Source organism: Priestia veravalensis, from assembly GCF_001457055.1.
GTDB classification, from domain to species: Bacteria; Bacillota; Bacilli; order Bacillales; family Bacillaceae_H; genus Priestia; species Priestia flexa.
Genome location: NZ_KQ758647.1, coordinates 1 through 15,238 on the forward strand (window position 1 = coordinate 1; position 15,238 = coordinate 15,238).

A 15,238-nucleotide genomic window follows, 5' to 3' on the forward strand; every position below is an offset into this window, starting at 1 on the left:
CTGTCTTGCCGCAGATGATGTAGATGTTTTGCACGCTCGTAAAATCCTGTTTCATCCCTTCAGCTCCTTCATAATGGTTTGGATAATGCGCTCATCTACGCCATTGAAGAAGGAAATTTCAGCCACAGCGGTTTTAATTACACAACTTGGCTCAGCAGTGTATTGGAGAGAATGATTCGAAGAAATTTCAACTGGAATAGGATCGAGTTTGACGGGAACAATGGTTAATTTGTTTGTAGACATAATGGCACCTCCTTTGATTGATACATTTATCGTACCGGAGGTGCCTGATGTTTTATATGCGTTGTTTGATTACGGGCTTACACTTTACTTATAATGACTAAATTTCTATAAAAATTACCTAAGATTTTTTCCAATTATTTATTATTAATAAGGCACTTCACAATTTCTTAATACCCATTAGATGTTAAAACTTGTTCAATATATTTTTCGAAAGCATGTTCACTAATATCCTTGTTTAGCTCTTTAATAAAAGAAAGGTCAATGTTGAGGCATAATGTTTCATTTATCTTTAGATTAATAGAATCAACATTTTCTTCATATGCTTTAGCCAATTCTAAGTAGGAAATACTATACCTTAATAAGGATATTACGGTATCACCCATTTCAGAATCAGTAAATGATTTTATATGGAAAACTAATTCCTTTTCTTCATACTCATAATCTTTAATTGTAAGTTTAGATACCAGTAAGTGTTGGTTTAATGCCGAAAGCTGTTCATCAAACTCAAAATTGGAAGAAGTTTCTGGAAATACTTTATGTAGTTCATAATAAAACAGTTCATAAGCTATCGCAATTTGTTTAGCAATACATGAGAGCTTAATGATCTCATCCTTAAGTTCGTTAAAACTAATTTGTGCATAACTTGGATTATTTTTACTCCCTTTTTTATATGTAATTTTCTCATTTTTTGCATCTATACTATAGTCAAAATGTGCATCAGCATTTCTTAGGGAGTTATCAGTTTGAACATAAAGGATTGGAAAATTGTTAGCAATTGTCTTAAAACTTCCATTACTTGAGTAATTATAATACTTTTGCGAAAAAAAACGTTTATCAACTTCTGATAAATTGATATTCGGATTATCACTGTATTCAAGCATGAAAACTATTGGTGTTAATAAAGGGTTCAATACACCCTCGATTGTGTCTTTTAAATTATCTAGATGCATCATTATTATATCCCTTTTAGATATATTTTTCTGATTAATAGAATTTTGTGCTTGTGCTTTTGAACTCATATAGGTCATATTGCGAAAGGCTTTAAGCCGTATTTTATCAATTTGTATATAGTTTGAATTGAAAGCAGCGTTATTTATTTTAAAAAAGCTATGGAACAGTTCTAATATACTGATTACCCTTTTATCGATCTTATCTACTTCATTACAATTATTAATTCCAACAATACTTAATTCTCTAACATATTTGGAATATTCTTGTATCAAACTTGGATATTGTTGTATACCATTACTATTAACCTCATTTATGAGATTATTAGTAAAGGGTTTATATTTTATTAACCATTCATTTATACCTTTAGAAGTGATTGATAAATCTGGATCACTTTCCATTAATAATTCAAAATCAATTACGTTTCTTACTTTTTTCAATACTTCTCCTCCTTTTCTATATATTATTTCTACAGGCAGTAACTTAGTTATATTACTTCACTACCTTCAAGTTGTTTCATTGTTGGTAAATATAATGTCTGAATTAATGGGTTTATTATTCCAGAAGATAAAAAATCGATATATTCTTGATTTATCCTCATCTTCTTTTCAAATGTTTTATATGCTTTATTTGTTTCGGTGTACCTATTATGTATTGGTTGTTCCGCTAAAAATAATAATTGCTCCAAATATTTCCTTGCAAATAACTCATCTAGTCCACTTAAACAATATATGTCAACAGTATAGAAATACATATAAGGGCTCTTTCTATATATTTTATTTATTATGTTACCTTCAAAATCCCTTTTTGGTATTTTCCTTCTTTCATCTACCCACTCAGGCTTTTCAGGCATTTCAATATTAACCTCATAGGTAGTACTTTTTCTATCAGTTGCCATTAGATGCGTTCTAATTCGTTTATAAATGTTGTCACCTTCTCCTACATATATTGCATTACCTTTTTGATCACGAAAAACATAGCAACCACTTTGATCAGCATATTCTCCTAATGTTTCAACATCATTAATCTGTATATTTTTTACGATACTTTTAATTCCTTGTAACTGCGTATTTATAATAGAGGGTTCATCAAGACCTGTTGTTTCAAAGATTTCTGCATAAAAACCAAAACTATCATCACCATCGGAATGTGTCTTTTCTTTTAATGAATTATAGACAATTCGCCTATTATGTGTTGCTAATAATTCCTTCTCACTCTTTGGATTTGGTGCCAAAAACCTCACTCCCATTTTTTATTTTACTTATAGAAAATAATACCATACTGTTATATTTTAGTAGAGTAAGAAACCATTTCAAAGAGGGTGATTTCGACTATCTCTATTACTTTCAGCTCCTCCTTATCAAACTATACTTGTGGTTTTCTCTTATACGGCTTTAGAGCTAAAGCAGATATCCCTAACATCTACAATCTAATTAACAGAACTGATAATAAAGGTCCATTCTTTTGGAATGGACCTTTTAGTGTTACTTAATTTTTAGGTTTACCGTTATTTATGATACGGTTCTCCGTGATGTATCTAAATGAGGTTTTTTATCGTTGTATTAATAAATTCTATAGCCTTAAATAAGTAATCATTCATTTGCTCATTCCATAGGGCTAAGAATACCAAGAAACTTCCTAGAAAAATAACAACCTTTTTATATGAAAGCCGGCTTTTGGAATCATCCACAAACATTACAGCACCAGGAGATAAATTTCTCGTATATATGGTAGAATTTAGCGGGACATCTTTTCCTTTTTCTGATACTACAATTAGATTTTCACCATTTTCACCTTGTGTAATATTAATATCATAGAATAAACTTAATATCGGATTGATATGGTAAAGGTTATTATGCATATAAAGATATCCTATTACTAGAAAAAGCACTATAAATGCAAATATCGTTGGGATATTAAAGTCTCCGTCGCTGTTAGTAATATTTGAGTTAAATGAAATAAAAGGAATTATATAAGTTACTATATAATTTAAAGCTTCACTGCCCTTACTATTTATCATGACTAATTTAATTCGAAAATTAGGACTTGCCTTTAATGGTTTCTCTAAATATAATTTTAAAGTTAAAAGAGTGATTGACATAATCAACCAAATAAATAGACACAATACAAGGTTATTTATGTTCATTAGGAACAAGATAATAAATAGAGGCAAGTAAGAACTTAAGAAAAGCATATACCTAAATACTCTATTAATCATAAATTCTACTTTATCCCCCATGATATTATCCTCTCTCCTCATAAGTTAGCCTATGTTTATTCTTTGGTTAGCAAATATCCTTGTCTCACTTACTAATGTTTCTGCTGCCTCATCATTAATAATCCTTATTATTTGGTCCACTGACTTATAACTATTTTCTTCATCGATGCTAATTGTTTCCTTTTCTGAATCCAAACTAAAAAATAGACCTTCATGTATTGCTTCCTTGACCTTCTTAAAAGTCTCAAACGTAACATTCTCAAACTTACTCGCAGAACTTATCGTAAAGAGCTTCTTCTTAAAGTTCTTATTCCTGTTACAATGAGACTCTAAAACAAGAAAGTTATCTATTAAGCCGCTCCCATTAATACTTCCTAAGATAGCCTCGGAGTGCATGTTTATATGTTCTTCGTACTTAAATAAGCGTTCAAAGAAAAAGCCATGCGTTACAAAAATCTCATCATCAATACTAAATGCACAACATTTTTCATTTAACTCTAGGTGTGATACTTCTACTTTTTGAAGCAGGTCACCATCTTCATTTCCAAAACTATATAAGCTTTTTTTCGGCTTATAGAAGTTAGATTTTGAAAGTGTCGAAAATATTTGAACATGGAATTCTTTTGTTGTGTTATTATTTGTTACAATCACATCAATAACGTATCCCTTCATAGAGCTTGAAGACTCTTCGAAAACCTTCTTAGTAAGTCCAGTAGAGTTATCTTCTATGATGAGTTGCTCAATATCTAGAAAGTTCGGTACTTCACCTTTCTTCAAACACGAAACACTTTCATTACCATCTGGTGATGTATTATTGTGATATTCGAACAATTGAGCATCAATAGCATTTTCTAGATTCTTACAAATGATTGTCCTTAAATCTTCATGGGTGGACATATTCAGCTTATATAATTTAAAAGGTTCCTCTTCATCTGAAAGTAGAAATGCTGACAAACCATTAATTGAATAGTTTTCAGTACAATTAACGAAAATATCTTGTAAAACCTTAAAGTTAGTTTCCATACAATAACCTCGTTCAAAGTAGTTTAGTGATTCATATTTACTATTTTATCACAATCTTCTTTAAACGAAGGCTCTTGAATTTAAAAGTTCAATGCATAATGGAGTTGGATATCTTGAAAATTCTGTATTCCAATTCTCTTAATATAGATATTTTCTAAATGTATTCCATCAATAAACTCCAACTCTATTTCTGATGTTTTTTTGAATAACATATCGAGCTCCTTTTCATTTTCAATAACCACCATGGCTTGATACGTTGGTAACTTAAATTCTTGAATCTCTTCTCCATTACTTAGATACTCGAATAGACTGGAAAACTCACTGCGTAAGTAGTTTACCATTTCATTTGGTAAATCACCTGCAAGGTTATTAAGGTCCTTTAAGCAATAAATCATTTTCATTAACGATAACTCCTTGAAGGACTCTGTGTAAGCTCTGATACTATACAAGCTACGATTCCAACGACTGTTCCCATTAAAAAGTATTGCATTATTATTCCCCCTTTATTTTTTCAGATTAGTGTTCTTCTTCACATATACGTAAATAGATACGCCAAACGCCACGCCTGCTTTGAATAGGTCAATTGGTGTCATGAACTCACCTCCTTTACCGGAAAATCAAACACGTAAAAAGAGACGAAAACTCTTATAGAGCAAACCTCTCTGACTTGTAAACGTATTGATTGTTCTACCTTTCCGACTGCCATTTCTTCATACGAAGCTAATAGGCTTAACAAGTTCACCATCTTTCAGCAAACCAATTCCGATATCCTTCAAACCATGCTTATCCTGTAATAAGAACACAACGTTCGATGCACCGCCATCGTAGAAGAATACCCAACATGTTAGTTCTGGTTTGTTTTCATCTGGAATAGTAGCCTTAACCTCTTCGTTGCTTATGTCATCCACTGATAGGGTCCTAACGTCGGCTTTCCAGTCCTTCTGTGCTAAATGTGGATGATGCTCCTCCATGTAATTCCTGAATACATTAATAATGCTCATAGGTTATTTGCTCCTTTTCATAGGTCGATTAAAATAGAAAAAGGGGGAGAGAACTCATCCGTAATAGATGAATCCTCTCCCCCTTTAAAGGTGAAGTGTTTTGCAACTTCTTTATTGAGTTGTATTTGTATCGTATCAATCTTTCGGTCCTCATTGATGGTGATTTGACGGATGAGCAGGTGCATCAGCCTTTTCCTCTGCTCCCTGGTCAATGACTCTTGATAGGCACTTTTGAAGTTCTGCATGACCTGTTTGACCATTGAAAAGTTTATGAGTTGTGTACCACCTTGCCCCATTTGCAGTTCAATTGGAGATAGTCTCTCTTCAAGTCGTTCCTTTTCTTCATTCAAAGTGGATAACCGCTGCACAAGGTCTGCTTTTTGAATCAAATCATCCTCGTACAAACCAAGGACCTTCTCTTTCTTTTGTTGATTGGATTCTAGTGCCTTCTTCAAGGTCTCATATTCGTGTTGAAGCGGAGAAGAATCTCGTTCTTTCTTATTATTAATCCGTTCAACGATTTGCTCTATAAGCACGTCACTTGTGGCTATGTTTGATAGCTTTTCAAGTACATGAGGGTCTGCATAATCCGTTCTTACTCCATTCGAGCGACAAACCGCTGAACCTTTGTTCTTCCAAGCTCCACATACATAATACTCCAGAACCTTTTTTGTTCCGTCTTTGAGTGTATTCGTTGTCCTCCCAATCACCATTCCTGCTCCACATGCAGGACACTTCATGATACCAGTGAGCGGGAACTCGCCGTCATGTATTCGATTAGGCTTGCCGGTTCTACTAGCCATGATATTTTTCGCTTTTTCCCATGTTTCTTCTGAAATAATGGCTTCGTGCTGCCCCTTTTCAATCACAGGGTGAGGATTAATATTGTTTCTTCTCTTCTCGTTCCAATCTCTCCGGACATTGTAACGTATAAATCCTGCGTAAAGGGGGTTGCTTAGAATCGTTTTTACCCCGTTGATGGAGAAGTCTTTGTTCTTTTTTGTCCGGTGTCCTTCATTGTTGAGTTTGTTTGCGATAGATTTGTAACCATTGCCCTCAACGTAAAGGTCAAATACCTTTCGGACCGTTTGTGCTTCTGCTGGATTAACTACAAGTGTTGAGAGTTTTCTCTTTCGTTTTTCTCCTGGAACACTCACAACATCATAACCAAGCACCTGACCCCCATTCCAGGAACCCTCCTTCGCTCGTGCCAACATCCCCATTTTTACGTTTTGTGCAATATTGTCTCTTTCAAATTCAGCAATGACCGCCAACATCCGAAATTGCATTTTTCCTGCTGGAGTTTCTGTTTCGTAGCGTTCCGTAAATGAACGAAAAACAATGTTTCTCATTTCCAGTTCTTCGACAATATTTAGTAAGTCTTTTGTTTTACGAGAAAAACGATTCACCTTCCAAACGAGCACTAAGTCAAAGTCTTTACCTTTGGCATCATGTAGTAATTGTTGCAAGGCAGGTCGTCCCTTAATATTTTTCCCACTTTTACCCCTATCCACGTATTCCTTATGGACAATGTAACCTTCTCGCTCACACATTTCCCTTAGTACTCGGACTTGTTCATCAATACTGTAGCCTTCCTCTGCCTGTTCTAATGTGGAGACTCTAGCATATATAGCTGCTCTTTTCTGTGTTCCAGTTCGGCTGAATTGGTCAAGCTGGTCGTCGAGCTTTCTCGCATAGTTCGGCATCACGTTCACCCCCTTTCTTGTTTTCATCTTCAATTAACCAACGTGCTACCAGTGACAGCGGAATCCCTTGCATGGCTGCCAACCTTAAATGTCTCGTATTGAGTAATTTGCACATGTACTCAAACACTATCAATCCTTCTCCTGTAGAAGTGTCGAAAGTTTCCGTTACTGAGCAAATTTTCACACCATATCTTGCAAGCTCTCTTTCTATTTGTTGAAGTTCTTCCCCATCAGGAGAAAGCGTAAATATATCCCAAACAAGGACTACTCCGAACAAACCTTCAGCAGCATCCTCCAACATTTGCTTCAATACTTTTCTCTTTTCATGGGATTCCGAGCTTGGTTCCCAGTAGACTCTACTGACTCGATATCCAGCACGCTCACACTTTTCTTTTAATACCTGGACGTCTCGATGAATTCTGTACCCCTCCGGTTGAGTCCACGATGTATTTCTTGTGTAAATTACTATCCTGTCTTGGTTCTGCTGTGCAGTTTCATCTCTACTTATCATTGGAATCTCCTCCTTTGGGGTGTTTTGCAAGGTATTCTGTGACCATTTCTGCTAACATGTCTAAAAGATTTTGATATTCGTAGATAGAACCTTCTTTTTCGTTCATGGCAAGCTCTCCTCGTCGTAGTAATAATATATATTTCATTTCTTTGTAAGAAAGTGGGGGTAAGGGTGGTTAGCTAAAACAAAACTTTTTTCATGGGTTTTAAGCATTTGGTATTGAGCAGTTTTTTTGCTTTTTACACACCCCCTACACCCCCTTAGAACTGAAGAATATCGCCAGCGAGAGTAGGAAACTGTAAATCTTCTAAATCTATCAGCTTTACTCCGTCATAGTAGACAGTTCCTTTGACTTTCTTCTTCACAATCGGAATATTTTCACTGTCTAAAATTACTTTGAAATAGCGCCAAAATACTTGACGTGATTTCGTTCCTTTGTCGTCAATCCCCTGAACATTTAGCCATTGACTATACATATTGTAGAAGTCTGACTGTTTAGTGCGAGAACCGTCCTCTTGGACCACATGAGAGTGAAAAAAATCTCTCACTGGATTTTGCTCATCATAGTAGGCATTTTGGGTTTCTTCAATTGCTTTACAGGCACTGAACTGATAGTTATTGCTTCTCAACCGCTTCAATCCTAATATCGCCCAATTAAGAATTCCAGGCAGTTCCTTAAGCAGTTCGTCTTTTAAATCTACGTTTCGTTCTTCTTTCTTAAAGGTTCTTGAAAAAGGTACGATAATAAGTTTTCGAAAATAGCCTTCTGTAACGTCTGATGAGTCAGGAAGGTTGTTGACTAGAAACACCAAACGGCAGTATGGGCGGTAACTAATCGCAGGACGATACTTAATGTTAATAGTGATGTTATCTCCACTAACAATCGCCTTAAAGTTTTCCGTTTTAAGTGCCTTGCCACCCATTTCGTTCTCAGCAGATATGTTAAGTGATTTGCCAATCATGCTTTCCATACCAAATTGGTCATTAAACTTAGATAGAGGTACGCTGCTAACGTTTTGAGGACCCACTAATTCAGTGATAATGGAAGCCAAAACACTTTTACCATTCGCTCCACTACCATAGTAATAGACCGCCTTTTCTGCTTTGGTTTCCCCAGTCAGCCAGTATCCAATCAACTCTTGATGTACAGCGATTAGTTCAGGATTGTTGAGTGTAATATCACGCATGAAATCATCAAACTTAGGTGCTGTTGCATTCGCATCATAAGGAATGGGAATTTGAACTGTAGAAAGGTACATTGGCGAATGTTCATGTAGCCTGAACGTAGACAGATTTAACATGCCATTCTTTAAGTTGATAAAGTTGCGCCCTGTGTTCATCTCTTCAACAATAGGTGCTTCACGTTGGAGAGCTCGAATAATCTCAGTTTCATATGTGCTTTTCCAACTGTTCCATCTACCTTCATGCATCACTGCCCTGATTATTTTTCCGAGATTCACTTCAGAAAGCTCTTCATATACACCCATTTTGTTGTATAGAAAGAGTCTTCCGTCTCTTGTTGAACGCACATGGCAACGCTTGAGGAAATGCCTTGCAAAAACGTTGGCGTTAAAGTGGTATCGTTTCTTTTTGTCATCGTAAAGAAACCCTCTTTCTTCCGCCTTTCCAACCTTCAGAACTTGCCCCAGTTCCAAAAGCAATGCTTCCGGAACCAGTGAGTCAGCAATCAATTCGGCAGACTTGAATCGTTCTAAAGACTTGTGTTTAGGCATATCGTGGACATGTTCCATTAAAGCAGAGAAGAACGAATCTTCCTCTCCAACCACCTCCGTGCTAATAGCAGTTACCAATAAGGATTGTTTTTCTGGAACATCAATCTCCTGTACCAAAACTCTAAGGGTCTCCGAAGATTCTAGCAATCTTAGTTTGCTGATTGGATGATTTGATAAAAAGTTGTGAGCTTCTTTTTTATCCAGACGAACATTCTCATTTTTACTTACATTTACCTGTCCTACATCAAATCGCTCGTTTGCTTGAATAGGGTGATTTTGAGAAGCACTTGACTCCTCGCTGTTTGTATTAGGTTTACTATTGTGAAGCACCGGTCGCCTAACCTTTTTCAATGCCATTACGCTACCTCCCCATACAAGGCAAATGAACTGCAATTAATAATCTCTATAGGCTCGTTGTCCCTTGCTCCAAAGCATTTAGAGTTAAATTCAGGAAAGAAGTTAATTGAGCCATTACTTACAGATTTAACTGAGCATTCAGGGTCATCCATGTAGCAACCATCTTGAATCACAATTCCCCAAATTCCAGTCTGGTTAAGAAACTCTGCAAACTCTAGTTGTAACCCAGCGTATTGCCCTCTAGTCATTACCATCTGAAAACCCTTAGGGTAGAAGTCAATCTCTAAAAATTCTTCATGAATATTGATTCGATTCGCTAGTACTTTCTGACCTGAAAGGTCCTTTACTATTCTTTTAATATGTCTTTGCAATCCATCTCGAGAAGTGCCTTTAGGTATTGGAACCTGAGCCGCTAGACGGTAGATTGCATTGACACCGTCATAGTGGTCGTTCCTTGCCGCAGTTAAGGATGAAATTGCAATTTGATAATTATCTTTTTTTAGAATCATAATCTATACCTCCGTTGTTGTTTTGGTTTACGATTCTCATTGTATTTGGGAATTAATGAATCATCACGGAAAGATTTTAGAGGAAATGCTCAAAAAAATATTCCTTGACATAACAAAAACCTTCTGAGCCATTAACGCCCAGAAGGTTTTTGTTGTTTTTGTTCTATTAGCTCTTGTATCTCTTGTTGAATAGATGGAGGAAGTTCAAGGAAATCTGCCGTAGTATACATCTTCTTTTTATTTAATTGCGGATAAGAATTTACTACTTCAAGAAAGCATTCTTGGAATAGTAACTGCTGTTCTGCTTGCTGTCTATACAAAGCACTTAATCTCCTTAAATCATTCATATATTGTTCCTGAAATTCTAGCTTTGACTTTAGGCTGCTCAGGTCATCGAATAGAGAAAAATCATTCTTTACAATGCTCATTACCTCATTAATATTTTTCTCGCTCTCCAAGTAATAGTCATCGCTCATTTGGTCTTGCAGCCAGTCTCCAAATAACTTATTGTCTTCTTCTGTCAACTTTTGGCTTTCAATTTCTGCTAAAATCTCAATTAAGGTTGTCAGAGCTTTTTCATCTGTTTCTTGCTGTAATGTCTTTCCCTTAACCAGTTTTTTATTTAACAGGTCTAATGCTTCTTCATTTTTTGGATTTTCTAACATATTTCTAATCAACTTAACATAGGCATCTAGTTGCTCTATCGGAGCTTCAAACCTCTTAGTCTGATGCCCCAACATTTTACGGACTTTATTTATATGACTTCCAATTCTCTTTCTATTGGATTCAAACACACTGGAGTTAGTATCTTCATCTCCATAAACTTCTTTCGTTAGGTCTGTTATGTTAAAAGTATTCTTAGACACCTTAAAATCCGCCTTTCATTAAATCATTCTAAAAAAAACCGGAAATGAGAATCCGATTTTCATCTTGTACTCCTTATCTTACACTATTACATTTTATATCAATATCTCCTTCTAAGTAATCCACAAACCACCAATCTTCAAATCCTATTTTTCGTTGATAGATATTTTCGTTTTCAAGACAAATCTTTATTTCGATTTCTTCCCCATTATCTTTGCCTGTAAAATATACAAAAGACCAATCTTCCATATCGAAGGTTACACACTGATATGAGCGTTCTTCTAATTCAGTAATATACGCTGTATATATCATTTCTCAATATCCTTTTCTTGCAGTAATACTTCTTCATAAATTTTCTCGTCATTCTTCAGACAAACTAAATAGAGTGGTTGATTCGTATCAGCATTAGATGCTACACAAACCAACCACTCATGTTCTGCATTATTGTAAACACAAGAATGTACCATTACTATTTCCGGAGTAATGGTAAGCAATTCTTCTGTCACAAGTTTTTCATCAAGTTCCTCTTTATACAAAAGAACTGACTCCTCTCCAACTTGTTCTTCATCAACTTCAATTCCAAATTGTAAAGACATAAAGATAGCGAAATGTTCGGCGTTATAGTAACACATTACCCTTCCCCCCTTATATGTATCCTTTTTCTTTCAAGGATGTATACTTTCCCTCTCCAATAATAAGATGGTCCAACAGCTCAATACCCATCAGCTTACCTGCTTCAGCAAGACGTTTTGTAACATCAATGTCTTCTCTTGATGGAGTGGTTTCTCCTGAAGGGTGATTATGGGCTACCATGATGCTCGCTGCAGATGACAAGATAGCCGATTTCATAACTTCACGAGGACTAACGATGCTGGCATTTAAGCTACCAATATGGCAGACATTTATAGATACAGGTTGGTTCTTGGTGTCTAAGTTTACAACAATGAAGTGCTCTCGGTCTTTGTCCTCCAGGAAGGTTTTGAGTAAGTCATAGGCATCCTGAGGTGAACGGATACTTCTTTTCTTATAAAGAATACTAGACTCTCTAACCAATTTAACAGTTACAATATTAACTCTCTTTGCAGGTGAATTTTTCATTTATCATTACTCTCCTCTAATTAAAATTAAAGAGTATGCTCTCATGTATTATAGTAGATACGAAGCATACTCTTTTTTACTCAAATAAATAATATATACTTATAATCCCTTTCTTTACAGCCATCCATTGTTCGATGAATGAGTACGTGTAAAAAATAGAATCTTACGTTATAATGGTAAAAAATACTAAACGTTTTATGTAAATGGTGGTGATAGCAATGGCTAAAAATATTTCATTTTTAGAATTAGCTCGAAAAATACTATTAGAGACAAAGAGACCGATGACTGTTGAAGAGATATGGGACTATTCTATAAACACAGGCTACTATGAATTAGTAAACACTAAAGGAAAAACCCCCTGGAGAACGATGGGAGCACAAATTTATGTTAGTATAAGGGATAAAAAAGACTCATATTTTATTAAAATAGATTCAAAACCAAAAAAGTTCTTTTTAAAAGAATTATCAAATACAAACTGTGAAATAAATCAAATAATTAAAGATGAAGAAACAGAGGTTGAGGAACCGAAAAATTTCTCTTTTAACGAAAGAGAACTACACCCTTTTATTACATATTACGCAAATACTTTTATGAATGTTTATACCAAAACTATCTTTCATGAAAAATCAAACAAAAAGACGTATGCCCAATGGCTTCATCCTGACCTAGTTGGTGTATATTTTCCAATAGATGATTGGGATTCTGAAGTCTTAGATTTTGGAATGATTTTAGGCAGTCAGTTGATAAAAATTTATTCTTTTGAGGTTAAGAAGGAGCTAACTTTTTCTAATCTAAGAGAATCCTTTTTTCAAGCTGTATCTAATTCTTCATGGGCAAATGAAGGTTATTTAGTTGCTGCTAAGATATCACAAGATGATGAATTTATTACCGAATTAAAAAGACTATCTGCTTCCTTTGGAATAGGTATTATTAAATTAGATATTGAAGACCCGGATGCATCTGACGTAATGTTTCCTGCGAAATTTAGAAGTAATCTTGACTGGGACACTGTAAATAAAATCTCCAATCAAAATCCAGATTTTCGCGCACTCTTAAGAAGAGTGAAAAATGACTTATCAAATAAGGAAATCATTAAAGCGATGTACGATAAAGTCTTTGATTCTGATAGGCTAGTAAATATGTTAAAACCTTAATAGTCCTTTTTTATTTTATGTACTAATTTCCTTTATTCAGGGAATAGAGTAAAAAAAAGGGCTCCTCTTTTATATAAGGAGCCCCACCATAACTATATTATCAAACAAATTTTAGAAAATAATTTCATCATTATTGAATTTGTCACCAACATCTTCTAATGTTAAACTACCATCTTTAATTTTTTCCCCTCCCAATAATAGTTGCTCTACGCTTAGGACAGCACCTTTACGCTTTGTAAGATTACTTACACGAGCTAATTGTTTTTTATAGTCACCTTTAAAAAAACCACTTACGAATAAGAATTTAAAGTCCAAGATAGAATTAGGATACACTTTCCACCATTCGTTAGGATTAATAATAGCATTTCTATTATTATTTTCATCGACATAACGCTGCATTTCATCTGCCTGGGAGATTGGTAAACTATAACCATCTTTGTAAGCTTTGGTATCTAAAATTATTCCATAATCTGTTTTTAAACCATTGGTATATAGTGCGCCATCTGGTTTTCGACTCCCCCCTAGGTGCTTTCCATTATAATCATAAACTTCTTTCAAAAACTCAACTACTTTAAATTCGAACAAACGATTTTGCTTTGAATCCTGTGCAATTTCTATTAGTTCAATATATTCATGCGGTACGTGTTTTAACTTATGACGCAAATCGGATTTCTTCTTCTCCATTTCCCCCTTTACTAATGGTTCTGTTACGCCAAATTCAGGAATTTCGAATGGTTTAATTGTATCTTTAAAATGATAACCTTTATTCGTCACATTGATAAAAATTCCAGAGTTAATTAAACCTTTTACATCATTCTCAATTGTTTCTTCCAATTCTTCAAAGCCCAAAGCTTTTAATTTCACTTGAAGTTGAACAGTATTTAGAGCAGTGTTACTTCTCATTAACAAGTAAAGTGTATAAGCCCGTCTTGTTCTTACATACACTCTATCGTTAATGTTGGTAGCGAACATCTCCCAGTATACACGCTTTGGTACTCGTACATGTTTACTGGCACCTTTTGCTCTCCTTAACACATCAAGACCATCTTTTGTAATTTTAAAAGCATGAGATATATACTCATTTCGAGTAGAACCACCTACCGTTGGTACAACAAAATTTTTACGACCTTGTGCAACAAGCCCCATCTTTACAAGCCAGCCTGAAATCATCCGTGCATATTTATCCGCAGAACCTTCCCAATCAGAACGAATAGAATTCTTAATTGTTGGTGGTGATGAAGGTGCATTTGCTAACGCATCTAAAAATAAGTTTTGTGGTAATGAAGTAAAACCACTCTCTCCACTAAAGCCTAACTGTTTACCTAGGTCGAATTTTGTTAAATGCTCACCATTTTCAAGTAATGTCAATATTCGAATTGCTGGTGGATATGATGACAATGCTTCAATAAGTATGATTTTTTCATTTAGTGAATCATCTGTAGAACGAGAATATTCCAATCCAATATCAGTTAGGTAAAATGAGTCCTTATCTGAGTTATACTCAAGAAACCCCAATGCATGTGCCCAACGAACGAATCCATCAGAAGACCAATTATCAATGTATCCTTTTTTATTACCTTGGTCTTGAATCGCTGCTTGAATAATGGCATCACAAGGCGCTTGAGCTCTAACTGAAGTACCTGTACCAACCAACTCTTTATATGAGTAATAATTTTCTAATCGATTCATAGCAGCTATTAAAGTAGTTCTTACATCTTTATCTTTCACTAGATTTGGAATCTTTATATCCCTAACCTCTTTATATACTTTTGAGTTTTCATCGAATACTTGGACTGTTCGTTTTAGGTTCTCGAATTTACCTGGATTCTGTATCCAACCAAATGTACGAACCACTCGTTTTGTTGCCATCTAA

The 15,238-nt window shown here is 35.0% G+C and carries 17 protein-coding genes; 1 reads left to right on the forward strand and 16 read right to left on the reverse strand.

Features of this window, described 5'->3' with window-relative positions:
• Nucleotides 1–51: 51 nt before the first annotated feature.
• The 15 genes from AS180_RS10150 to radC all read right to left on the reverse strand — a co-directional run bounded on the left by AS180_RS10150 (nucleotide 52) and on the right by radC (nucleotide 12,211).
• Nucleotides 52–243 carry a hypothetical protein gene (locus AS180_RS10150; protein WP_025910450.1) on the reverse strand — a complete coding sequence of 64 codons (192 nt, stop codon included), beginning with the start codon at nucleotides 241–243 and terminating at the stop codon, nucleotides 52–54.
• 167 nt (nucleotides 244–410) lie between these two features.
• Nucleotides 411–1,631 (reverse strand): hypothetical protein, encoded by a 1,221-nt coding sequence (locus tag AS180_RS10155; protein WP_062686761.1) that lies wholly within the window; start codon nucleotides 1,629–1,631, stop codon nucleotides 411–413.
• A gap of 47 nt (nucleotides 1,632–1,678) precedes the next feature.
• Entirely contained in the window at nucleotides 1,679–2,425 is a 747-nt protein-coding gene (locus AS180_RS10160; RefSeq protein ID WP_062686762.1) for a GIY-YIG nuclease family protein, read from the reverse strand.
• Nucleotides 2,426–2,728: 303 nt separating this feature from the next.
• Nucleotides 2,729–3,292 (reverse strand): hypothetical protein, encoded by a 564-nt coding sequence (locus AS180_RS10165; protein ID WP_139325282.1) that lies wholly within the window; start codon nucleotides 3,290–3,292, stop codon nucleotides 2,729–2,731.
• Nucleotides 3,293–3,454: 162 nt separating this feature from the next.
• Complete coding sequence (locus tag AS180_RS10170) at nucleotides 3,455–4,432, reverse strand: Kiwa anti-phage protein KwaB-like domain-containing protein (RefSeq protein WP_062686764.1); 978 nt, start codon at nucleotides 4,430–4,432, stop codon at nucleotides 3,455–3,457.
• Between the two features lie 80 nt (nucleotides 4,433–4,512).
• Complete coding sequence (locus AS180_RS10175; RefSeq protein ID WP_062686765.1) at nucleotides 4,513–4,833, reverse strand: hypothetical protein; 321 nt, start codon at nucleotides 4,831–4,833, stop codon at nucleotides 4,513–4,515.
• A 309-nt stretch (nucleotides 4,834–5,142) separates the two neighbouring features.
• The gene (locus AS180_RS10180; protein WP_226372954.1) at nucleotides 5,143–5,340 is read right to left on the reverse strand and encodes a hypothetical protein; all 198 of its coding nucleotides are present in this window, start codon (nucleotides 5,338–5,340) and stop codon (nucleotides 5,143–5,145) included.
• Nucleotides 5,341–5,450: 110 nt separating this feature from the next.
• Nucleotides 5,451–7,139, reverse strand: a complete 1,689-nt coding sequence (locus AS180_RS10185; protein WP_062686767.1) for a recombinase family protein — start codon at nucleotides 7,137–7,139, stop codon at nucleotides 5,451–5,453.
• On the reverse strand, nucleotides 7,102–7,650 hold the full coding sequence (locus tag AS180_RS10190; protein ID WP_062686768.1) for a recombinase family protein: 549 nt from the start codon (nucleotides 7,648–7,650) through the stop codon (nucleotides 7,102–7,104). Before AS180_RS10190 ends, AS180_RS10185 begins: the two co-directional genes overlap by 38 nt.
• A 260-nt stretch (nucleotides 7,651–7,910) precedes the next feature.
• Complete coding sequence (locus AS180_RS10195; RefSeq protein WP_062686769.1) at nucleotides 7,911–9,740, reverse strand: DNA primase family protein; 1,830 nt, start codon at nucleotides 9,738–9,740, stop codon at nucleotides 7,911–7,913.
• On the reverse strand, nucleotides 9,740–10,249 hold the full coding sequence (locus tag AS180_RS10200) for a hypothetical protein (RefSeq protein WP_062686770.1): 510 nt from the start codon (nucleotides 10,247–10,249) through the stop codon (nucleotides 9,740–9,742). Before AS180_RS10200 ends, AS180_RS10195 begins: the two co-directional genes overlap by 1 nt.
• Nucleotides 10,250–10,380: 131 nt before the next feature.
• On the reverse strand, nucleotides 10,381–11,115 hold the full coding sequence (locus AS180_RS10205; protein ID WP_062686771.1) for a hypothetical protein: 735 nt from the start codon (nucleotides 11,113–11,115) through the stop codon (nucleotides 10,381–10,383).
• A gap of 73 nt (nucleotides 11,116–11,188) precedes the next feature.
• Nucleotides 11,189–11,425, reverse strand: coding sequence for a hypothetical protein (locus AS180_RS10210; RefSeq protein WP_062686772.1), 237 nt, complete (start codon nucleotides 11,423–11,425; stop codon nucleotides 11,189–11,191).
• Entirely contained in the window at nucleotides 11,422–11,745 is a 324-nt protein-coding gene (locus AS180_RS10215) for a hypothetical protein (RefSeq protein WP_062686773.1), read from the reverse strand. Before AS180_RS10215 ends, AS180_RS10210 begins: the two co-directional genes overlap by 4 nt.
• Before the next feature lie 13 nt (nucleotides 11,746–11,758).
• Nucleotides 11,759–12,211, reverse strand: coding sequence for a RadC family protein (radC, locus tag AS180_RS10220; protein ID WP_062686774.1), 453 nt, complete (start codon nucleotides 12,209–12,211; stop codon nucleotides 11,759–11,761).
• Between the two features lie 218 nt (nucleotides 12,212–12,429).
• Here radC and AS180_RS10225 point away from each other — a divergent pair, with 218 nt between their 5' ends.
• The gene (locus AS180_RS10225; RefSeq protein ID WP_197414239.1) at nucleotides 12,430–13,365 is read left to right on the forward strand and encodes a COG2958 family protein; all 936 of its coding nucleotides are present in this window, start codon (nucleotides 12,430–12,432) and stop codon (nucleotides 13,363–13,365) included.
• 111 nt (nucleotides 13,366–13,476) lie between these two features.
• On the opposite strand, the gene AS180_RS10230 is transcribed toward AS180_RS10225, so the two are convergent.
• A complete protein-coding gene (locus tag AS180_RS10230; protein ID WP_062686775.1) occupies nucleotides 13,477–15,234 on the reverse strand; it encodes a restriction endonuclease FokI C-terminal domain-containing protein in 1,758 nt (585 codons plus the stop codon).
• Nucleotides 15,235–15,238 lie beyond the last annotated feature (4 nt).